The following is a 20,046-nucleotide window of genomic DNA, read 5'->3' on the forward strand; positions in this document are numbered from 1 at the left end:
ATAGACCTTTTCATAGTAGTCGTAGGTCTTCCCGTTCTGCTTCTGGCGGCGGAGCTGCTGGACCGTCCCGTTTCTGACTTCGCTGTTGATCGTCTCCGGAGCCCGCCCCAACACCTGGGCAATATCGCGATTCGAGTACTTTTCCTTCTTCAGGACCGCGATCTGGCAGCGCTCGGCGTAGGAAAGGTGTTTTCCCTTGCGGGATTCTGTGTTAAGATGGGTTTGTGTCACGTGAATTCATCCTTGTCTATTGAGAGTTAGTGGTAACCTCAATATACCAGAAATTCACGTGGCGTTTTTTCTTTGGCGGTGGCTAGCTTCATTATAAAATCTGCCTTCGTTTAATTGGAAAATCATTTGCATAAGTCATGACCCTCTGATGTTGCCCTTTCAGCGGTTTCCACTTCTATGCTATACTTTTACCGAATACAGTCGGAGGAGAGATGACCGTGCAAGAATTGAGTTTCGCCAATCGAGTCACACAAAATCTGGAGTTGCTCTCCAAAAAAGAGAAACACATCGCAAAATTTCTACTTGAAAACAAAGAATCCATCAAACAAATGGGCATCACAGAAATCTCTTCCAAAACAAACACATCCAATTCCACCGTTTCGCGTATGATGAACAAATTGGGGTACAGCAGTTTTGGAGATTTCAAAGCCCTGATCACCCGGGAAGACCATGATGATTTGCCGCTTGCGGATGTTGTGAACACCATTTCTTCTTATTATCATCAAGTCATTCAATCCACCACGGAGCTGTTGGATATTGCCCAATGTTCGAAATTTGTTGAAGCCATCGCGAATGCTAGCCGCATTATCGTCTGCGGCATCGGAAACTCAGGATTGAGCGCCTTCGAATTGGAGTCCCGATTGATGCGCATGGGCCTGCAGGCTGAAGCCATCACCGACCCGCATATGATGCTGATGCGGACATCGCTTCTCGATGAAAACGACATGCTTCTCGCCTTATCCAGTACTGGAAAAACGGATGCCATTTTAGCGACATGCAGATCAGCTAAAAAGCGAAAGACGCCCATTTACACCATCACCAGTCAAAATTATACGGAACTGACGGAAATAGCGGATGAAATCTTGTTTGCGTCCGACCGGATTTCTGTTCCGGATGAAAAGTTCATCAACAGCCAGCTCGCGACGCATTATATATTGGATATATTGTGCTACTTGTTGCTGAAAAACGACACATATCTCAATAATAGACGGAAGACGCTTGAAGCTTTGGAAATCAATTAAACAAACAGCCCGCAAAAAGTTCATTTCAAGTGAACTCCTTGCGGGCTGCTTTTTTGATTGCAGGAAGAAGCGATGTAAGTTAAACTAAGCTCTATTTTTAGAGTGCAAATTTAACTTACAAGCCTCCTAAATGAAACTCACACTTATTTTAGAACCTCGAGTTTAACTTAGACCCCATCTAAGTTAAGCTCGCCTTCTTTTTCTGGTTCTGAGTTTAACTTAGCCGCTGTCTATTTCAAACTCAGCCCCTTCTCAGGCATGTGAGTTTGAAATAGCAAAAGGAAGAGGCCGGGACATATGCCCGGCCTCTTCCTTTTGATTAGTTGTGTGCTTCTTGCATCGCTGTTGCAAATTTTTCTGCGATCAGCTGCGGACGTGTGATGGCACTGCCGACCACTACTGCGTGAACGCCCAATTCCAAGCAGCGTTTCGCTTTTTCAGGCGTATCGACATGTCCCTCGGCGATTACCGGTACCGAAACTTCTTTCAAAATGGTTTTCAGACGCTCAAAATCGTTGTCTGCGATGTTGTGGCCTTCTGATTTTTCCGTGTACCCCATCAATGTGGTGGAGACACAATCAAAGCCCAGTTCTTCCGCTTTTTTCGCTTCCTCAATCGTGGACGTGTCCGCCATCAACAGCAATTCTGGATAAGCCGCACGGATTTTTTGGACAAAAGTTTCCAATGTCTCGCCATTCGGACGGACACGATCAGTGGCATCCAACGCCACCATTTCGCAGCCGGATTCAGCCAGTTCATCAATCTCTTTCATGGTGGCAGTGATGAACACTTTGGAGTCGTCGTAATCCCGTTTGACAATACCGATAACCGGCAAATCGACAGTTTTCTTGATTTCGATGATGTCTTCTTTTGAATTTGCCCGAATCCCTTGAGCGCCACCTTCTTTTGCGGCAGCTGCCATCCGGCCCATGATGTACGAACTGTGAAGAGGCTCATGGGACAATGCTTGGCATGATACGATCAAGCCAGATTTCACTTCATTTAACATATTCATTCTCCTAACGCTTCTTCGATTTCATTTTTGATGACAGAAACTTGCGGTCCATAAATGACTTGTACGCCGTTCCCTTTTTTCACCACACCTTTGCTGCCAGTCTTTTGCAAATCGGATTCATTGACTTGATCTGCGTTGTTGACCGTCACCCGCAAACGAGTGGCACAGTTGTCTACGCCCGCCAAGTTTTCGGTTCCGCCCAATGCGGCGATGATTGCCATGGCTCTCTCGGTTCCTTGAGTACCTACCGTTTCTTCCAGTTGCTCTCCCCGTCCAGGAGTGTTGAAATTGAATTTGCGGATTAAGAACGTGAATGTGAAGTAGTACAAGAAGAACCACGCTGTTCCAATCAAAAGGACATACACCCAGTTGGTGCGGGCATTCCCTTGCAAGACGCCGAACAAAATGAAGTCGATAAATCCGCCTGAGAACGTTTGGCCAATCGTGATTTCAAAAATGTGCGCCAGCATGAAGGCAAATCCGTCAAACAATGCGTGAACCACATACAACAGCGGAGCAACAAACAAGAATGAGAATTCAATCGGCTCCGTGATTCCTGTCAAAAAGGATGTCAATGCAGCGGACAGCATCAAACCGCCGACAATCTTTTTGTTTTCCGGTTTGGCTGTACGGTACATGGCCAATGCGGCTCCGACCATCCCGAACATCATGGTGATGAAACGCCCCGACATGAAGCGGGATGTGCCGATGTAGAATTCTTGAGTGGACGGATCAGACAGCTGAGCAAAGAAGATGTTTTGTGTTCCCTGCACCACTTCGCCGCCGATTTCCATCGTGCCGCCCAATCCTGTTTGCCAAAACGGCAAGTAAAAAATGTGGTGCAAGCCCAATGGTCCAAGCATACGTAAAACGAACCCGTAAATCAATGTTCCGATGTATCCTGTGGCGTTGACCAAATCTCCCAATCCGCCGATCAGCTGCTGGAACAATGGCCAGACAAAATACATAACCGCCCCTACTGCGATAGCTGCAACGGATGTGATGATCGGAACAAAACGCGACCCTCCGAAGAAGCCGAGAAACTGCGGGAGCTCGATTTTGTTGAACCGGTTGTGCAGGATGGAAGCCACAATCCCAATGATGATTCCCCCGAACACACCCATTTCTAACGATTGGATGCCGACTGTTGTTCCTTGTCCGACAGCCGCCATGTTTTCTGCGGCCAAATTGCCGGTGATGGTCAAGATGGCATTCACCGTGGCGTGCATGACGAAATACCCGATCAACGAAGCTAAGCCGGCTGTGCCTTTATCGGATTTGGCCAACCCGATGGCTACCCCTACCGCAAAAATGATCGGTAAGTTGGCAAAGACAATATTGCCCGCGCTCGCCATGATGGTAAAAACGGCTTGCAGCCAAGCAACGTCCAAAACCGGATAAGCGTTTACAGTATTCGGGTTTGATAAAGCTCCCCCGATTCCCAACAACAACCCCGCTGCCGGCAAAATGGCGATCGGCAGCATAAACGATTTCCCAAACTGCTGGGCTTTCTCAAAAAATCTATTCATTCTTTTCCCCTCCTAATGTGAAACCTTTGTACGCCTAGTATACGTTTTGGAAATGTTTTCGTCAATATTTGATTAAAGAAAATATTTCCTTACATCCGTTATAAATCCAATCCCGCTTTGACTTATTTGCGCAAACCCTTCATAATCAAAGTGAACATTGATTACTTTTCTAGGGGGAAAAGAGATGAGAATTTCCAGTGAGCACGTTGTTTTCAGTATGGAAAAAGCGAATAAACCGGCACTCTCTGTGGACAGCGGAGCGACGGTCGTTTTTGAAACGTTGGACTGTTTTTCAAATACCGTCCAATCAAGCGAGGACTTGGTGAGTGCGATTGATTTCAGCAAAGTCAATCCGGCGACTGGCCCCTTGTTCGTCAACGGCGCAGAGCCAGGCGACACGTTGAAAGTTACGATTCATTCCATCACGCTTCCGGATCAAGGTGTCATTGTGACGGCACCAGGTTTGGGCAATTTGTCGGGCAGCATCGTGGAAGAAGAAACCGTAATCTGCAAAGTGACCGATGACCATGTCGAGTACAAAGGCATCAACGTTCCTTTGCGGAAAATGATCGGCGTTATCGGGACCGCTCCAGCCGGCGAACCGGTGAACACCGGCACGCCTCATGACCACGGCGGCAACATGGACACCACCCGCATCGCGGAAGGTGCCTCACTTTATTTGCCGGTCAACGTGGAAGGTGCCCTGCTTGCGATGGGCGACTTGCATGCGGCGATGGGTGACGGAGAAATCATGGGTGACGGACTGGAAATTCCAGGCGAAGTCGAAGTGACAGTCGAAGTTGTCAAAAACTTTGATCTTCCTGTGCCGTTGGTCGAAACCGATGACTTGTGGATCACGATCGGTTCGCGGGCCACATTGGAAGAAGCGGGCCGTCTCGCCACGGAAAACATGGCGGACCTGATTCAGAAAAAATCCGAGCTGACATTCAACCAAGCCGGCATGCTCTTATCGATGGCCGGGAACCTGCATGCCTGCCAAGTGGTCAACCCGAATGTGACGATGCGGATGGAACTGGCGAAATCATTATTGAAATAAGCAGACTGAAGAAGCGGCGCTTATCTTAAAGCCCCGCTTCTTCTTTTTTTAATTCCCTTTCTCAGTCAATGTAAATCGGATTGGATATGGTCAACAGTTCGTTGCTTTTTCCTTTGATGGTTCCCCACAGTTCCACACGCACATAACCGGGAGCCAATTCCAGCGGAACGGATACGGTCTCTTCTTCCACCTGTTCGTCCACGCAGACTTTTCCGTTGTGAATCACTTTCACCCGCTCCACTTTTGGTGCAAACTTCCGCAGTGTTTTATTCATGACCGGCAGCACACTCAACTGCAGCTGTCCTTGACCAGCCTTCAATGTTTCACCCATTCGGACATAGCGCCCGTTTTGTTCAATCGCCCAATCGAGCGATGGGCCCAGCGTGATGTAAAAGGCCCCCTGTTCCAACGCGCCGCGAAAACTCGATTTGATCAGCGGGCCCTCAGTTTCCACATACGTGATCGCCGGATTTTCTTCCATCGGCTCCTTCCGGTGCCAGTCCCTGCCGGCGCTGCACGATATCCGGGTGCCGCGGTCCAAAAGACCAGCCCACAGACTGTACGCATCCCAGCTCCAATACTGATCGTCAGGACTGACTGAGTTCCAAACCTCGATGTAATCGACGTTGTCCCAATTCGTCACATTGAACGACCAGTGGCAGCCGGTGCACATCGGGCTCCCCACCGCATACGGATGCGCGATGCCGACCAGCCCGCCCGCTTCTTTCACCTCCAAAATGTGCTGATCAATCGTATCCGGCTTGGCCGTCCGCCAGTCCACCAGCCGTTTGGCATCATGGACGAGCATATGCCCGAAATACGTGGTCCACTCGATGCCGCCCAGAGTCACGAGCCGGCTTTCTTCTGCCCGTTCTTCCAATTCCTTGTATCCTGACGCCGTATTGTGATCCGTCAAAATCAAGCCGTCGTATCCATACTCCAGCGCTTGCTGATGGAGTTCATCCACTGTAAAGTCGCCGTCACTGTGATTCGTGTGGCTGTGCAATTCCACTGCGTACTGGTTCATCCACGCTCACTCCTTCCGCACAAACACGCAAATTGGCTATTACTTTTTCTGATGCCACGCTGTGCGCATTCAATTGCACTTCCCATTTCCCTGGAAGAATCGGCTGCGGCGCAAATCCTAAACTCGCTTTTTCTTCTGACAGCACCACTTTCAAGTCGCGTTCTTTCGTATGCCGCGCGCCTAAATACTCCCCGTTATACGAGAGAGACAGCGTCACCAAGTTCTCCACAGGCAGATGAGCGCGCACCAGTTCATCCGCCACCGGTTCATCGGAAGGAAAATAGTTTCCCAAAGCCTCTCTCACCTGCTCGAAGGCTTCCGCTTCCGTCGCATGACTCGGTCCATACGCAAACTCAATGACCAGCCGTTCGTATTCCTTCTCCAGTTGAAACGTCAATGGAATGTTCGTCTGATTGTCCGCCGGCGTCAACACCAGCTGTTGATTGATGATCGCTTTAATTGCCAACCCCTTCTTTCTTACATGATCTTCCTATCCTTATTCTACTTTCCGTATGTAAACTCTTTTCCTAAAAAACCGTTAGCTTTACGCAACCTCTGTTAACTTATCGTAAACCAGCGCTTACTTGGGGAATGAAGAGTCATCCCGCGTCCAGAAAAACGTTTGGTTCCAACTCGATGAACCATTTCTAGTTGAGTCGGAATCAAACGAGGTTTTGATTCCGACTCAGTGGCAGTTCCGTTTTTGAGTTGGAATCAATCAGCGTTTTGATTCCAACTCGAGGGCCAATTTCTTTTTGAGCTGGAATCAATCAAAAAAAACTTTGCGGATGCCCTCTTCCGCAAAGCGAATTTGAAATAAATTCCCTCTATATTAAACTCGCGGTCCTAAAACTGAGTCGAGCTTGAAATAGACCCCCTCTAAGTTAAACTCACGGTTCCGAAATAGGTGCGAGCTTGAAATAGACCCTCTGTATTTCAAACTCAAGCTGTACAAGAATCTCCGAGTTTGAAATAGCCTCCTTTTTATTCAAAACTAAATTGGACTCGAGTTGGTCGAATCCGTAATTTTCCGAGCGCAAAAAAAGAGACGGGAACAAATCCCTGTCTCTTTTTGCATTGACTAAGCTCTCTTTTCCCATTCTTTCTCTTTCAAGTTGCTGTAAATATAAACCACTGCGGACAAGGAACAGATTAGGAACATCAACACCGACAAGGCGGCGGCTCGTTCGTAATCCATGTAGCTGTTGAATTGGTCGTATAAGGCGATGCCGAGCATCTTCGGTGAGTTGCCGCCCATCAGAAACGGCGTCGTGAACGAACCGACATTGCCCATGAATGTAAACGTCACAGCGACCAGCGCGTCTTTGTAAGACAGCGGTAAAATCATCGAGCGGAAAATCTGCCATTTGCTGGCGCCGACATCTTTCGCGCTTTCGATGATGGACTGCTGAATGCCCGATAAGGAAGCGAAGATGATCAGTGTCGAAAACGGGATATTGAACCAAATGTTCATCAAGATAATCCCTTTTTCGTTGAACATCCATCCCAATTGCCACTCTTGTCCCACGAGCATACCCAAGCGGTTGATGACTCCTGAATCGCGGATCACCAAGATGACGGCATAGACGGCCACGAGTCCTGGAATGAAGCGCGGCAACAGCGTCAGCATGCCCATCCACTTACTCAAACGGCTTCCCGAAAAACGAAGGTACAGCGCCAGCAAGTAGCTGAACACGAGCGTGATGAGGACGGTCCACAGCACGATTTTCAAGGTGTAGAGGATGTTGCTTTGCTGCAAAGGGTCCGTTAAAAAGTACTGGTAATGCTCGAGTGTGAAGCCGCCTGTTTCTTTATTTTGGAAGCTTCTGAATACCGAGTTGAGAATCGGGTAGATCACGAACAAGACAACGACCAGCAAAGACGGAGCGGTCAGCAAATACGGTGTCCATTTTTTGAGTTTCTGGCTGCTCATGAGGGTTCTTCCTTTCTACTGCAGCGATGCGATGTCTTGATCCCACCGTTCGTTGAGTTCGGTGCCGAGTGTGCCGAGACTGGAGACGCGGAACTCTCTGACGTCCAAGCCTTCCAAGAGTGCGGAGTTTTCAGATTCCAAGTTCGCCGCATCGATCAACGGAATGGCCGCCATCTCGTCCAGCAAAATGCTTTGTGCTTCTTCTGTCAGCATGAAGTCCATCACGGCATGCGCGCCTTCCACATCGCTTCCGATCGACGGCATCACCATCGCATCGACGTTCCCTGTGAAACTCGGGTCGATCTGCGCGATTTTAGTGGATTCAGGCAGCGTGCCTTGACCGATCTGCTGGATCACCATGTCTGCCCACGCCGGGATGATGTCCACTTCTTGGTTCGCCAACAAATCCAGCGTGCCTTGGTTTTTGTTTGGATAAACGACTTGCCCGCCTGACTGGTACATATGCGGGTGCAGCTCTTCCAATAGGCCGAACCCTTCGTCCCATTGGTCTTTCCACGACTCATCTTGAGACGTCAAGGCTTCTTCGGGAAGCGAGTTGTACACCGCCGTCGTCACAAACGAACTGCCCGCCCCTCCGGAACCGGGCGTGTTGTACGCAAAGCGCCCTGGATTGTCTTTGATCCACTGGTACAACTCGTCCGCTGTTTTTGGAGGAGTGGGAACGTTGTCGGAATTGTAGGCCAAAACAACGGTCGTTCCTCTGTAAGGCACCAAATAGTCTTCCCCGACGGATACAGAGGCTTGTAAGTTTTCCGCATTCGGTACTTTTTCAAAGTCAACCGGCGTGAAGATGTCTTCCCCGCCCTCTTCGACGTACGAAACAAATTCCGAGTCGGATGTGAGAATCAAGTCATAGTCGGTGTCGGTTTCCCCCGCTTTTTGTGCGGCAACAATGCGGTCGCGGAGACTTTGGGTGCCTGATCCGGACAGTATGTATTCGAGTTCCAATTCGTAATCCTCGCCGTACTCGCTGTCGTTGAAGGCATCGACAACCGATTCCATAGCGATCCGGACATTATCCGATCCGCCTGCCCACAGTGTCACCACGTCTTTCCCGTCTTCTCCAGCTGCTGCATCGTTTCCGCATGCCGCCAGCAAAGCCGCTCCTGCCATCAACAACCCCATATGCTTCTTCTTTTTCAACATGGTTTACGCTCCTTTTTTGTAGGTCAATAGTTTGTTCAAATCAAATGAAATGGTCTGTCCTTCTTCCAGCTCCACGGTTTCATGCCGCGGAACGAATGCTTTGATCGTTGTGTTTTCCGTCTGGATGGTGACCGATGCATAGTGCCCCAACAGCATGATGCTTCGAATGACACCGCTGCGCATCCCGTTTCCGTCTGTATGGATGCTGACGTCTTCCGGGCGGAAAGCCAACTGTTCGCCGCCCCGCTCCAAAAAGTTCATTTCGCCGATGAAAGACGCGACATAGGTGGAAGCCGGTTTGTCGTAAATTTCTGCCGGCGTGCCCACTTGCGCCATTTTCCCTTTGTCCATCACCACAATCCGGTGCGACAAGGACATCGCTTCTTCTTGGTCGTGCGTCACAAATACCACGGTGATATTGAGTTCCGCCTGGATTCGTTTCAACTCTTCCCGCATCTGCATTCGGATTTTGGCATCTAGCGCCGAAAACGGTTCGTCCATCAACAGAACGGCCGGCTCCAATAAAAGAGAGCGCGCAATGGCAATCCGCTGCTGCTGGCCTCCGGACAATTGATTCGGGTATTTCTTCTCGGTTCCCGGCAGGCGCATGATCTCGAGCATCTCTTCGATGCGGCGCTTGATGTCTTTCTTAGGAGTCTTCCGGAGTTTCAATCCGAACGCCAAGTTTTCTTCCACCGTCATGTGCGGCCACAAGTTGTAGCTTTGGAACACCATTCCTGTGGGACGCTGTTCCGGCGGCAAATGGGTGACCTCTTCCCCATTGATGGAGATGCTTCCCCGTGTCACATCGATAAATCCTCCTAAAGCGCGCAATATGGTCGTCTTCCCACATCCAGAAGGACCCAAGAGCGTGATGATTTCTCCTTCCCGGATGTCCAAGTTGATGTCCCGGACTCCGTCGCCGTTTGGGTACACTTTAGCCAGTTGTTTGATTTCCACTTTCGGTGTGGCTGTTTTCATTGTGTTTTCCTCACTTTCCTGTCAAACTCTTTCCGATCGATGACGGCACCAAATATTTGCGGAACAACAAGACAACGACAAGCGACGGAATGATCAAAATCAACGCGAACACCGCGCCTGCTGTTGCTGGGTAATCCAAAATGACGCCGTACATTGATGTCGCCATCGTATTGATTTCGGGGAAGCCGACCAGCAACGTGCCTTGCGCTTCTTCCAACGACCCGAGGAACGTGTACATGGAAGCCACTGCGATTCCCGGTGCCGCAAGCGGCAGCGTGATTTTGACAAATGTCTGAAATGGCGAGGCCCCGGCATCCCGCGCCGCTTCTTCCTGCTGGGAATGGACATTCCGGAACGCCCCGGCCGGCAGCCAGATCATGAACAATAACGAGTTGATTAAATGAACAATCACCACTCCCGGAATCGTCCCCATCAGGTTGAAACGGTAAAAAATGATGCCCATCGCGGTGTACAGTCCAATTTTTGGAAATGCATTGGACAGCAAAAAGGAAAACATAAAGAGCTTCTTGCCTTTGAAATCAAACCGCGCCAACGCATACGCCGCCGGCAGGCACACAATCAGTGACACCACTGTCGTTCCCGCCGCCAACAAGAAAGAGGTCGCGATGGATTCAACGAGTGTGTTTTGGGACAACACGAAGTCCCACCACTGGAAACCGAATTCCCGCGGCACCACGTCCGGGAATTGGTAAATATTGGCAAACGCCAGCATGAACGTGTTCATCAGCGGTCCGTAAAAGAACAACAAGAAAACAGCGAACAAGAGAAATTCAAAAAACTTCTTCTTTCCTACTCCATGATAAAAGCGCCGCACGTTCAATCCTTTGAAAAAGCTGGTGACGACTTCGCCCATCGCCGTCCAAACCGGCGTCCGTTTTTCCAACGCCCGCTGGTTCGCCGCATTGTTTTTCGATTCAATCATGCATTCCTCACCTCTTCTTTCATCTGCTCCCTTTCTTGGTAAACCTTCGCGCGCCGAGTCGTGACATTGCGGACACCTTGGGATTTGAACCAATCGATCCGGTTCAGATCGTTCACCGTCCACACGGAAAGCCCGATCCCTTCTTGGCGACAGTGGTCAATCACCCATTCTTCCGCAAAGTGATGATTGACATTCAGTGTTTGAATCGCATTCTTTTTGCAAAACGCCAGCAGCTCGTCCAAGTTCCTTTTTGTAAACGTACTGGACATATTGGGAATCAAGTTTTCAGGATTATAAAACACCTTTCCCCGCTCGCGGACCGTCCGCAGCTGAGAGATATAGACACTTCCTGAAAGAATCAGCCGGTCCCAAATACCGTACTTCTTGGCCAAATCAAACACCGGCTGCTCCAAATGCCCTTCTTTCAAATCACAGTTGATCCAGCATTCCTCGTCCCACGCCATCCGCTCGAACGCCTCTTCCAGCGTCACCAGCCCATCGATGTTTTCTTGTGCATCATGACTTAAGTACAACACGTTTGACTCCGCCCGCCGCACGTCCACCTCTACACACGCAGCTTTCCCATCCAGCATCTCTTCCAAAAAGACAAGACTGTTCTCCGGAGTGCCGTCGCTTCCGGAATGCGCCGTTACCATCATCGCACTCTCCCTTTCCTTTCGTGCTCACAACCCAAGTATAGGTTTGGATTGTAAAAACTAGCCCCAAAATACCGTAAGGAACGTGCAAACTTTATAAATCTTTGGTAAAAATGGAAACGAGAAAGCGTCAATTCATAGAGTGGCGCTCATTTCGAGGCTCACTTCATGAATGGACAAAAAAAGAAGCAGAGAACCTGCGCTCCCTGCTTCTAAAAAGGTGCTTAATTCTCATAACCCGGTCCTGTAAAAGGAAGTTATGAGAAATAAACGCATTTAATTATCATAACTCCTCTTCGTTGGGGCGGATTGTGAGAAATAAAGCGAGTTATTCTTCATAACTCCACTTTATTTTCAGAGTTGTGATAAATGACGCCACACGTACACAGCTGAACCGGCAAAAATCAATACTGGAACCAGGAATACCCATCCCCAAGCAAAGCCTCTTCCAAATGTCATCATGGTGAACAGTTGAAAACTTAAAATGGTCAGGCAGCTGAAGAGCGCAAATCTTTTTGCGCGGTTCCTTGTCGACTTTTCAGCCAAATAATTTTGAAAAGAAGGGATCGAAAGCAGCACCGCCAATACGAAAAAGACCGCAGCCGGAAGAATGATCACATCTCCCCAAACGGAGGAATAGCGGAGCTGCAGCCATTTAGAGGCTGCAGACAAGACAAGTCCCATCACCAAAAATACCGTTCGCCAGTTCATCTGCGCCCTCCTTTCTTTTCTTCATTATACGAAAAAAGACCCTGCGTTGTGATACGCAAGGTCTTTTGAGTTTAGATGACTTTGAATTCCACTTGTGGATTCACTTCTGAAGCGTCTCTCAGTGTCTGGACAAAGGTTTCGCCGTATGTGCCCAGCTGATTCAACAATTCAGGCTTGTTGATCAGCATGATGGACAATGGTTTGTCGTAAGACGTCAGTGCGTCGTACAACGCATCCAAGTTCCAGCCGTAATAACCCGGCAAAGGCAGCTGGGCATGCAGATACGCATGAAGCCGTTCTTTCGTTTGCATATGTGTACCGTCCAATTGTATGGTCTGCATGTTATTCCTCCCCGTAAAGCAGCGTGAAGCTGTCGTAGTGGTCATCGGTATAGTAAATCAATCCGTCATTGGAGTAGACGAGCCGTTCTTCCCCGCGGTACCCGCCGTTGTAATTGACGTCGGCTTCGTAATATTGTCTGCCCGGCGCTTCGGGAAGCAAGCCTTCCCGGTTTCCGAAACGGTCGCCGCCGATGATCAGCTGATCGGTGACTTCCCACAAATTGCCTTCACTGGCTTCCCATCCAAAGTCGCGCGCTTCCGCTTTTGTGATGTAATTGTCCGGCAAGGTTTCAAACGTGTACAAGTAAAGCGCCACATCTTCCGGACTGCTGTAATAACCGTCTTCATCAAGAGTTTCCTCATCCACCGTAGTGGTTTCCATCTGGGCCACTTCTTCCAGTACCGCTTCGAGCGGTCCGCAAGCTGACAGCAGGAAACCAAGCATCATCAGCAATAGAGGCCATAGTCGTTTCTTCATTTCGATTCTCCTTCTCCTACAAACGCTGCTCTCATTCTAATCAGTTCTTTGGAAAAACACAACACAAAATACCCGCAGAAGGCTCTACCCTTCCGCGGGTATAGGCATACTGATTTCAGTAAAAGAGAAGCCGGAAAAAGAGTCCGATGATGCCCCAAAGGATGGACGACAGGAAAAAGCCGTTTCTGAAACCGATGATGGTTCTGTTTTTGGTCATGGTGATCCGCCTTTCGGTGAGAGATGTGGTGTGACGAGGTGTTATACAAGAGGTAAAACTGAAGAGGTTAAAGTATACGCTTACTTTACCAAAACGGGACAGGTATAACAATATAAAAATCACCCCCAAAGAGGGTATCTTTGGAGGTGCAGTCTTCAGACGGTTTCTTCTTTCAGCTGTTCACTGGTTTCTTTTTCTTCCTGCCTCAAATTGTTTTTCTCCACCGCATAGTAAAACGGCAGGTACAAGAGGACATTCACCACAATCATGAACACTTGCAGCAACGCTCCGGCGATGCTTCCTGTTGTCAAGAATCCGCTGAGGATCGGCGGCATCGTCCAAGCGGTGGCGACTCGTGTGAGCGGGACAAGCCCGATCGACATGGCGGTATAGGCAATAAGGACGTTGACAATCGGCGCCAAGATGAACGGCACGATCAGCAATAGGTTCAATACAACTGGAATCCCAAACATGGCCGGCTCGTTGATATTGAAGATTCCCGGAACCAGTGTCAACGGCGCCAACGTTTTCGTTTGCTTGGAAGCCTTTCTTTTCCGCGCCAAGACTGCCAGCACAATGACCAAACCAAGTGTGGCGCCCCCGCCTCCCATGTAGACAAAGTTATCCATGAAAGGTGTGGTGATGATATGCGGGAGTTCTGTTCCGGATTGGTAAGCTGCGATGTTTTCATCCAAATTGGCCAGCCAAATCGGGCTCATAATTTGGTTCACCGTATTTCCGCCGTGGAGCCCCACAAACCAGAACATACTGTTCAACCCTGCCATGAGCATCGTTCCAAACACGTTACTACCCAACAAACTCAATGGTCCACCCAAGATGGCTTGAGCCAAATTGTGCAGATCCGGAAGTCCCGTTGCATCCAGCACACTCGAAATAATGAGCCACATCGTGATGATGAAGGCTCCCGGGATGATGGCGCTGAAACTTCTTCCCACTGCCGGGGGAACACTGTCCGGCATTTTGATTTGCAAGTCGCGGGCAATGAACCATTGGTAAATGTACCCGGAAAGCAGTCCGAGGATGATCGCAACGAACAACCCGGCTGCCCCCATGCGGGACACCGTGATACCTGTTCCAGTTTCCCCAGTCACAAAAGGAGTAACCGTAATGAATGAAGAAAGCGAAATGATTCCTGCGGCCACTCCATCCGCTCCATACTGGTTCGCCATACTTTGGGCGATCCCGAAACTGGCAACCAAACCGATCAACCCGAAACTGCTGTCCACGCCTTTCCAAAGGTAAGGAGCAACCCCAATTTCTCCCAGCCATGCTTCCCACCAACCTGGAATCGGGAAACTGGCGATGATCATGAACAAGGACCCGATAATGATCAACGGCATAGCCAGCGTAATCCCGTCACGTACGGCAATCAACGCCTTGTTGGCGGACATTTTCGCGGCAATCGGCATCAGCTTGTCTTCAACAAAATTATTTGATGACTTCATGTTAACCGTCTCCTTTTTAAGTAAGTGTCGTGGCAACCGCTTACAAAATCATCAACGCTCTTTTTTTATTCCATAAAAAGCCCCTCTCCAAACTGCTTTTCGTATACTTATACGTTCAGCATAGCAAAGTTTGTATGCGTTACCAATGACTTTTTGCATTGTTTTTCTTTTAGCGCCAAAAAGGAAAATTGTATAAGCTCCCCTTCTTTCAAAGAGCGGCTATCTTAAACTCGAGGCCTGCAAAAGAAGCTGAGTTTAAATTAGCACCCCTCTATATGAAGCTCACGGTTCAAAATGAGGCTCGAGTTTCATTTAGGCGGCCTCTATCTTAAACTCACGCTCAAAAAAAGAGTTGAGTTTAAGATAGAGGCTTTTTTATTCAAATCCATAGGTCAAAAAGAAAGAGAACGGGATTTCATCCTGTTCTCCTTCTTTCGTTTCAGCTGGTACCGCAAACATTTCTCCGTCGCCAAACGTTTTAAAGAGTGGTATTCTGGTTTATACATACCAAAAACCAGAAGGGACTGTCCGCATGAAATTTTTGACCAATCCATCCAATCCGTATACTATCTCCCGAAAACCGCTCTATGCCAAAAACGGTATGGTGGCCACCTCCCAGCCGTTAGCCGCTCAAGCGGGACTGAGCATTTTGCAAAAAGGCGGCAACGCCATTGACGCAGCCATCGCCACTGCCGCCTGCCTTACAGTGGTGGAACCGACAACCAACGGCATCGGCGGAGACGCTTTTGCCCTCGTTTGGACAAAAGGCGAGCTACACGGATTGAACGGGAGCGGCAAGTCGCCTCAATCCATTTCCATTGATGCCCTCAAGGAAAAAGGCCACGAGACGATGCCGACATATGGTTGGATTCCCGTCACTGTGCCGGGCGCTCCCGGTGCTTGGGCGGAATTATCCGACCGCTTCGGTGTCCTCCCATTTGAAGAACTCTTGGAGCCGGCCATCTCTTATGCAGAAGAAGGGTTCCCCGTCTCCCCCACCATTGCGAAATTTTGGAAAAAAGCGTTTGTCAAATATGAAGCGGCCAAGGAAAAGTTGCCGGAACTTTCGGAATGGTTCACCGTCTTCGCTCCCGATGGAAGAGCGCCAAAAGTGGGGGAAATCTGGTCGTCACCCCGTCATGCAGCGACACTGCGGGAAATCGCCGAGACAACATCCGCATCCTTTTATCATGGAGCGCTGGCTCAAAAAATGGTCCGCGCGTCCAAAGAAGCAGGCGGATTTTTGTCCCATGAAGATTTAGCGGCGTACCGGCCTGAATGGGTCGATCCCATCCACGCCCGGTATCATGGCTATGATGTCTGGGAGATTCCGCCAAATGGTCAAGGCATCGTCGCTCTTGAAGCGCTGGGGCTGTTGGATGAGTATACCTTTTCTTCCAAAGGAAACGTCGAGTTGTACCATAAGCAAATCGAAGCCATCAAATTGGCGTTTTCCGATGCCAAACAATACGTTACTGAAGAAATCCATATGCCGTTTCCCTCTGCCAATTTGCTCGATCCAGCGTATTTGGACAAGCGGCGGGAGTTGATTTCAGAGTACGCTCAAATTCCTGAAGCAGGTGAGCCTTTCGGAAGCGGGACGGTTTATTTGGCCACAGCCGATAAAGACGGCAACATGGTTTCATTGATTCAAAGCAACTACATGGGATTCGGGTCCGGTGTGGTCGTTCCGGGAACCGGAATCGCCATGCAAAATCGCGGACACGATTTTTCGCTGGACGAAACACACGTCAATGCCTTAGCCGGCGGGAAGAAAACATTCCATACGATTATCCCCGGCTTTTTGACAAAAGACGGACAGCCGGTGGGACCGTTTGGCGTAATGGGCGGGGCGATGCAGCCGCAAGCCCATGTCCAAGTGGTGAGCAACACTGTGGATTTCCACCTCAATCCACAAGCGGCGCTGGATGCCCCAAGGTGGCAATGGCTCAAAGACAAGACAGTCTCTGTCGAGAACACCTTCCCTCATTACTTGGCGGAAGAGCTCGCGGAAAAAGGACATGAGATCCAAATCGAAGTGGAAAACAACAGTTTTGGACGCGGTCAAATCATCTGGCGGGATCCCGAGACCGGTGTGTTGGTCGGCGGAACGGAATCCCGGACAGACGGTTCCATCGTCGGCTGGTAAAGATTGCGCATACTAAAAAAGATCTCCTAAAGGACCTGAATCTTTTAGGAGATCTTTTTATCGTGATGCAATCGATTTAGACGTTCGGCAAATATGGAGCAGGGTCGACTTGGATGCCGTTGACGTATACTTCAAAATGCAAGTGGACGCCTGTGGCAGAACCTGTTCTACCCATTGTGCCGATAGTTTGGCCTTGGGAAACTTGATCGCCGACAGACACTTGTGTGCTTCCGTCTTGCAAATGAGCATACAACGTTTGGAGGCCGTTTCCGTGATCGATTTTCACGTAATTGCCCCAGCCGCTGTCATACTGCGCTGCGACAACTGTCCCACTTTGAACCGCTGAGACTGGTCCGCCGCCAGCGATATCGATTCCAGCGTGCAATCTTCTGATTGAGCTGATTGGATGGTTGCGGTACCCGTATCCGGAGGTCAACCGTCCTTGCGCCGGCATGATGAATGCTTCAGATGGTTCTTTGTGTGATTCCGGCTCCGTCACCACAGCAACCAGCTGTTCCGTCACGATTTGGTCGTTCGGATCCACCATTTCATCGGTTGTTGTGACCTCTTGAACTTCAACTTCTTCCAATTCTTCTGGTTCTGGAAGGACCTCTTCAACCACTTCTTCTTCTGGATCTTCCGGCAGCACAATTTCTGCGACAGGCGTTTCTTCTGTCATCTCCATCGGTTCCACTGTTTCACCTGGAGCAGGCAGCGCGGATTCATCCACTTCTTCCTCTTCAGTCACTTCTTCTGCTTCATCCGTTTCAACCGGCTCTTCTGGTTCAGCTGCTTCTTCGGTTTGCTCTGCTGCTTCTACAGCTTCGGTTTGCTCAACTGGTGTCTCTTCAACTTCTTGATTTACTGCTGAAGAGCCGTATAAGTACTCATTTGCGTAAATCAAATCAGGATTTTCTATGTTGTTTTGCGCTGCAATTTCTGCGACAGACACTCCCGTTGCTGCACTCAATGCACTCAACGTGTCGCCCCATTGAATTTGGTAGGAAAGGGTTTGTTCGGCATTTTGGATTTCCAATTCTTGTGCCACTTCTTCAACCGAGTTTGCGCTCCAAGCCGGGACGCTGCTTTCCTCCGCTGCGTGTACAGTCGTTGGACCGGCAAATGGGATAACCCCGCCTGCTCCAATCAATGCCGCTGTGGCAGCCGCCGCCACCCATTTCTTGTTCACTTTTTGTCCTGCTTTTTTCTGCATAAGACCACTCATTCCTCACTTTCTGCAAATTGATTATTTTGGTGCCAATTTCCACCCTAACAACGATTCAAAAAAAAGTGGTGAGAAACGCTCGCGTTTAACCGATTTGTAAAAATTTGTAATAAATAACTGCTATTTTCTTTGTAAGATGGATGATAATTCAAACTCAGATTCCGCGAAAGATGAATCTCCCAACTTTAACAATGGGCTGAGTTTAAGTTATGGAGCCTCTATTTCAAACTCAGCGTTAAAAAAGCGAGCCCAGTTTAAGTTAAAACGCATCTATTTCAAACTCAGCGTCAAAAAAGTGAGCCCAGTTTAAATTACGAGCTCTCTATTTCAAACTCAGCCTACAAAAAGCGAGATGAGTTTGAAATAGAAAAAAGAGAGGCCGAAAAAGTTTCGGCCTCTCCCTACACATTCAATCACTCTTCTTTCAATCCCGCAGTCAGCAGCGGCACCCGTTTTGCATAGCGCTCAGCCAGACGCTGGTTGTGTTCGTCGGCGCCCTCGATGTTTCCGCTCAAAAAGACGGGCGGTTCCACACCGTTTTTCACCATCTCTTCGACCGCCTGTGCCAACACCGATTGGATGATCGCGGTTCCGATTAACGTGGACACTGGAGCAAATGGGACAGGCACTCCGTCCAGTTCCAAAGCAGCATCCCCCGGCGGCACCCTGTTGTCAATCACCACATCTCCTACATCATACAGCCGTTTGCCGCTCTCATGCCTCGAAGGCTGGCTGTCGGAATACGCTATTGAGGTCAACGCCACCACATAAACGCCTTTTTCCTTTGCCCACAATGCAACGTCCACCGGCACCGGATTGCGTCCGGAAGTCGACATGACGATCAAAACATCCCCGGATTGGAACGAAACAGACGGCAGAAATTCTTCCGCGTAGTGGTTCTTCCTTTCCAACTGGGACGACCGTAATGCTCCTTCATGCAGCATCAACGGTTCGTGCAAAATCGGAGAGATCGCCGCCAGCCCGCCTGCGCGGTAAAACACTTCTTCGCTCAAAATATGGGAGTGCCCGCACCCAAACAAATGGACGATTCCCCCTTGCCCAATCGATTCGGCAATTTTCCTGCCGGCTTCCAGCATCGCTTCTTTTTGTGACTCCCTGACCTGTTCCATCAGTTGACCTGCTTTTTCAAAATACGCGTCAATCATGCGCTTCACTCCTTCAGTTGTTCAATCAAACGAACTGCCTGTTCCAATGTCTTTTCCACCAAATACTGGCCTTTCTCCTTGGAAGCGAGCGTCGCTTCCCCTAATACCGCTGATTCCGTAAAGGTCTCCCAAGGCGTAGGCGTAAAATCCGCAGAAAGCGGAATCTCCGGCGGGTCATCAATCGCTTTATCCATATCGACGGCTTCCGGAGCCAAATAGAGCATCAACGATGTCTCCACTTCCTCCGCATGCACATACGTGTGGTGCGCGCTTTTCCCTTCCCGGATGTCTTGGGCAAACTTCAGCAAATTCGGATAAAACAAGTACAGCATTTTGATATCTGGGTACGCATCATACAGTCTGCGCCCGGCCGTCTTCATGGCCGCCATGTTGCCTAAATGGGCGCTGAAAAATATGACCATACGCGTTCCCTGTTGGTACACACTCTCTCCCATCTCAAACAAAAATGCCGCCATCGTCTCATCCGACACCGTCAAACTGCCCGGAAAATTCCGCAGGCTCCACACTTGTCCGTACGGCAACACCGGCAAAACGAGCGCCCCAATTTTTTCCGCCAACAAGTCAGCGTACCGTTCCGCCAGCAAATTGTCGGTCTCAAGCGGCAGATGCGGCCCATGGACTTCCACCGCTCCCATCGGCAAGATCACCGGTGTCTCTTCGTTCAAATACTGTTTGATTTCATCCATTGTCAATTGTGCGTAACGCATATCG

At 49.4% G+C, this 20,046-nt stretch carries 20 protein-coding genes; 3 read left to right on the forward strand and 17 right to left on the reverse strand.

The annotated features are described in order from the left end of the window. A partial coding sequence (locus G470_RS12410) for a helix-turn-helix domain-containing protein (RefSeq protein ID WP_028273810.1) occupies positions 1 to 231 on the reverse strand: 231 nt, incomplete at its 3' end. Positions 232 to 449: 218 nt separating this feature from the next. Between G470_RS12410 and G470_RS0102205 the strand changes: the two genes are divergently transcribed. Continuing rightward, positions 450 to 1,253 carry a MurR/RpiR family transcriptional regulator gene (locus tag G470_RS0102205; protein ID WP_240470626.1) on the forward strand — a complete coding sequence of 268 codons (804 nt, stop codon included), beginning with the start codon at positions 450 to 452 and terminating at the stop codon, positions 1,251 to 1,253. A 319-nt stretch (positions 1,254 to 1,572) separates the two neighbouring features. On the opposite strand, the gene G470_RS0102210 is transcribed toward G470_RS0102205, so the two are convergent. Further along, positions 1,573 to 2,268, reverse strand: a complete 696-nt coding sequence (locus G470_RS0102210) for an N-acetylmannosamine-6-phosphate 2-epimerase (protein ID WP_205617867.1) — start codon at positions 2,266 to 2,268, stop codon at positions 1,573 to 1,575. After that, positions 2,265 to 3,797: a maltose/glucose-specific PTS transporter subunit IIC gene (locus tag G470_RS0102215; RefSeq protein ID WP_028273407.1), complete on the reverse strand. Its 1,533-nt coding sequence runs from the start codon at positions 3,795 to 3,797 to the stop codon at positions 2,265 to 2,267. Before G470_RS0102215 ends, G470_RS0102210 begins: the two co-directional genes overlap by 4 nt. 184 nt (positions 3,798 to 3,981) lie before the next feature. Between G470_RS0102215 and G470_RS0102220 the strand changes: the two genes are divergently transcribed. Beyond that, entirely contained in the window at positions 3,982 to 4,854 is an 873-nt protein-coding gene (locus tag G470_RS0102220; RefSeq protein WP_028273408.1) for an acetamidase/formamidase family protein, read from the forward strand. Positions 4,855 to 4,915: 61 nt separating this feature from the next. Here G470_RS0102220 and G470_RS0102225 read toward each other — a convergent pair whose 3' ends face one another. The 11 genes from G470_RS0102225 to G470_RS0102285 form a co-directional block, all read right to left on the reverse strand. Further along, a complete protein-coding gene (locus tag G470_RS0102225) occupies positions 4,916 to 5,881 on the reverse strand; it encodes a CehA/McbA family metallohydrolase (RefSeq protein WP_028273409.1) in 966 nt (321 codons plus the stop codon). Continuing rightward, positions 5,835 to 6,347, reverse strand: coding sequence for a hypothetical protein (locus G470_RS0102230; protein WP_028273410.1), 513 nt, complete (start codon positions 6,345 to 6,347; stop codon positions 5,835 to 5,837). Before G470_RS0102230 ends, G470_RS0102225 begins: the two co-directional genes overlap by 47 nt. 615 nt (positions 6,348 to 6,962) lie before the next feature. Further along, on the reverse strand, positions 6,963 to 7,814 hold the full coding sequence (locus G470_RS0102240; RefSeq protein WP_028273412.1) for an ABC transporter permease: 852 nt from the start codon (positions 7,812 to 7,814) through the stop codon (positions 6,963 to 6,965). 15 nt (positions 7,815 to 7,829) lie between these two features. Then, the gene (locus G470_RS0102245; protein WP_028273413.1) at positions 7,830 to 8,981 is read right to left on the reverse strand and encodes an extracellular solute-binding protein; all 1,152 of its coding nucleotides are present in this window, start codon (positions 8,979 to 8,981) and stop codon (positions 7,830 to 7,832) included. Between the two features lie 3 nt (positions 8,982 to 8,984). Continuing rightward, complete coding sequence (locus G470_RS0102250) at positions 8,985 to 9,962, reverse strand: ABC transporter ATP-binding protein (RefSeq protein WP_028273414.1); 978 nt, start codon at positions 9,960 to 9,962, stop codon at positions 8,985 to 8,987. A 10-nt stretch (positions 9,963 to 9,972) separates the two neighbouring features. Continuing rightward, complete coding sequence (locus tag G470_RS0102255; RefSeq protein WP_240470627.1) at positions 9,973 to 10,905, reverse strand: ABC transporter permease; 933 nt, start codon at positions 10,903 to 10,905, stop codon at positions 9,973 to 9,975. Continuing rightward, the gene (locus G470_RS0102260) at positions 10,902 to 11,564 is read right to left on the reverse strand and encodes a glycerophosphodiester phosphodiesterase (RefSeq protein WP_028273416.1); all 663 of its coding nucleotides are present in this window, start codon (positions 11,562 to 11,564) and stop codon (positions 10,902 to 10,904) included. The genes G470_RS0102255 and G470_RS0102260 overlap by 4 nt, the downstream gene beginning before the upstream one ends. Before the next feature lie 351 nt (positions 11,565 to 11,915). Further along, positions 11,916 to 12,272 (reverse strand): hypothetical protein, encoded by a 357-nt coding sequence (locus tag G470_RS0102265; protein WP_028273417.1) that lies wholly within the window; start codon positions 12,270 to 12,272, stop codon positions 11,916 to 11,918. 71 nt (positions 12,273 to 12,343) lie between these two features. Further along, the gene (locus G470_RS0102270) at positions 12,344 to 12,613 is read right to left on the reverse strand and encodes a barstar family protein (protein WP_028273418.1); all 270 of its coding nucleotides are present in this window, start codon (positions 12,611 to 12,613) and stop codon (positions 12,344 to 12,346) included. A 1-nt stretch (position 12,614) separates the two neighbouring features. Continuing rightward, positions 12,615 to 13,091, reverse strand: a complete 477-nt coding sequence (locus G470_RS0102275) for a ribonuclease domain-containing protein (RefSeq protein WP_028273419.1) — start codon at positions 13,089 to 13,091, stop codon at positions 12,615 to 12,617. 372 nt (positions 13,092 to 13,463) lie between these two features. Beyond that, the gene (locus tag G470_RS0102285) at positions 13,464 to 14,774 is read right to left on the reverse strand and encodes a PTS sugar transporter subunit IIC (RefSeq protein ID WP_028273420.1); all 1,311 of its coding nucleotides are present in this window, start codon (positions 14,772 to 14,774) and stop codon (positions 13,464 to 13,466) included. A gap of 532 nt (positions 14,775 to 15,306) precedes the next feature. Between G470_RS0102285 and G470_RS0102295 the strand changes: the two genes are divergently transcribed. Next, positions 15,307 to 16,923, forward strand: a complete 1,617-nt coding sequence (locus G470_RS0102295) for a gamma-glutamyltransferase family protein (RefSeq protein WP_028273421.1) — start codon at positions 15,307 to 15,309, stop codon at positions 16,921 to 16,923. Positions 16,924 to 16,999: 76 nt separating this feature from the next. Here the strand turns inward: G470_RS0102295 and G470_RS13725 are convergent, their stop codons facing one another. From G470_RS13725 to G470_RS0102310, 3 genes are all read right to left on the reverse strand, one after another. Beyond that, positions 17,000 to 18,112, reverse strand: coding sequence for a LysM peptidoglycan-binding domain-containing M23 family metallopeptidase (locus G470_RS13725; RefSeq protein WP_169720315.1), 1,113 nt, complete (start codon positions 18,110 to 18,112; stop codon positions 17,000 to 17,002). Positions 18,113 to 18,561: 449 nt separating this feature from the next. Next, entirely contained in the window at positions 18,562 to 19,314 is a 753-nt protein-coding gene (locus G470_RS0102305) for an SIS domain-containing protein (RefSeq protein WP_028273423.1), read from the reverse strand. 5 nt (positions 19,315 to 19,319) lie between these two features. After that, entirely contained in the window at positions 19,320 to 20,042 is a 723-nt protein-coding gene (locus G470_RS0102310) for a creatininase family protein (protein ID WP_028273424.1), read from the reverse strand. Between the last annotated feature and the right edge of the window lie 4 nt (positions 20,043 to 20,046).

The organism is Atopococcus tabaci DSM 17538 (assembly GCF_000429585.1).
Classification (GTDB): domain Bacteria; phylum Bacillota; class Bacilli; order Lactobacillales; family Carnobacteriaceae_A; genus Atopococcus; species Atopococcus tabaci.

Bases quoted from the DNA above. Each gene is read 5' to 3' on its own strand.
- G470_RS0102220 (WP_028273408.1), top strand. From the start codon at position 3,982: ATGAGAATTTCCAGTGAGCACGTTGTTTTCAGTATGGAAAAAGCGAAT.
- G470_RS0102265 (WP_028273417.1), bottom strand. From the start codon at position 12,272: ATGAACTGGCGAACGGTATTTTTGGTGATGGGACTTGTCTTGTCTGCA.
- G470_RS0102285 (WP_028273420.1), bottom strand. From the start codon at position 14,774: ATGAAGTCATCAAATAATTTTGTTGAAGACAAGCTGATGCCGATTGCC.
- G470_RS0102305 (WP_028273423.1), bottom strand. From the start codon at position 19,314: ATGATTGACGCGTATTTTGAAAAAGCAGGTCAACTGATGGAACAGGTC.
- G470_RS0102270 (WP_028273418.1), bottom strand. From the start codon at position 12,613: ATGCAGACCATACAATTGGACGGTACACATATGCAAACGAAAGAACGG.
- G470_RS0102255 (WP_240470627.1), bottom strand. From the start codon at position 10,905: ATGATTGAATCGAAAAACAATGCGGCGAACCAGCGGGCGTTGGAAAAA.
- G470_RS0102250 (WP_028273414.1), bottom strand. From the start codon at position 9,962: ATGAAAACAGCCACACCGAAAGTGGAAATCAAACAACTGGCTAAAGTG.
- G470_RS0102215 (WP_028273407.1), bottom strand. From the start codon at position 3,797: ATGAATAGATTTTTTGAGAAAGCCCAGCAGTTTGGGAAATCGTTTATG.
- G470_RS0102295 (WP_028273421.1), top strand. From the start codon at position 15,307: ATGAAATTTTTGACCAATCCATCCAATCCGTATACTATCTCCCGAAAA.
- G470_RS0102245 (WP_028273413.1), bottom strand. From the start codon at position 8,981: ATGTTGAAAAAGAAGAAGCATATGGGGTTGTTGATGGCAGGAGCGGCT.
- G470_RS0102225 (WP_028273409.1), bottom strand. From the start codon at position 5,881: ATGAACCAGTACGCAGTGGAATTGCACAGCCACACGAATCACAGTGAC.
- G470_RS0102275 (WP_028273419.1), bottom strand. From the start codon at position 13,091: ATGAAGAAACGACTATGGCCTCTATTGCTGATGATGCTTGGTTTCCTG.
- G470_RS0102240 (WP_028273412.1), bottom strand. From the start codon at position 7,814: ATGAGCAGCCAGAAACTCAAAAAATGGACACCGTATTTGCTGACCGCT.
- G470_RS0102310 (WP_028273424.1), bottom strand. From the start codon at position 20,042: ATGCGTTACGCACAATTGACAATGGATGAAATCAAACAGTATTTGAAC.
- G470_RS0102260 (WP_028273416.1), bottom strand. From the start codon at position 11,564: ATGATGGTAACGGCGCATTCCGGAAGCGACGGCACTCCGGAGAACAGT.
- G470_RS0102210 (WP_205617867.1), bottom strand. From the start codon at position 2,268: ATGAATATGTTAAATGAAGTGAAATCTGGCTTGATCGTATCATGCCAA.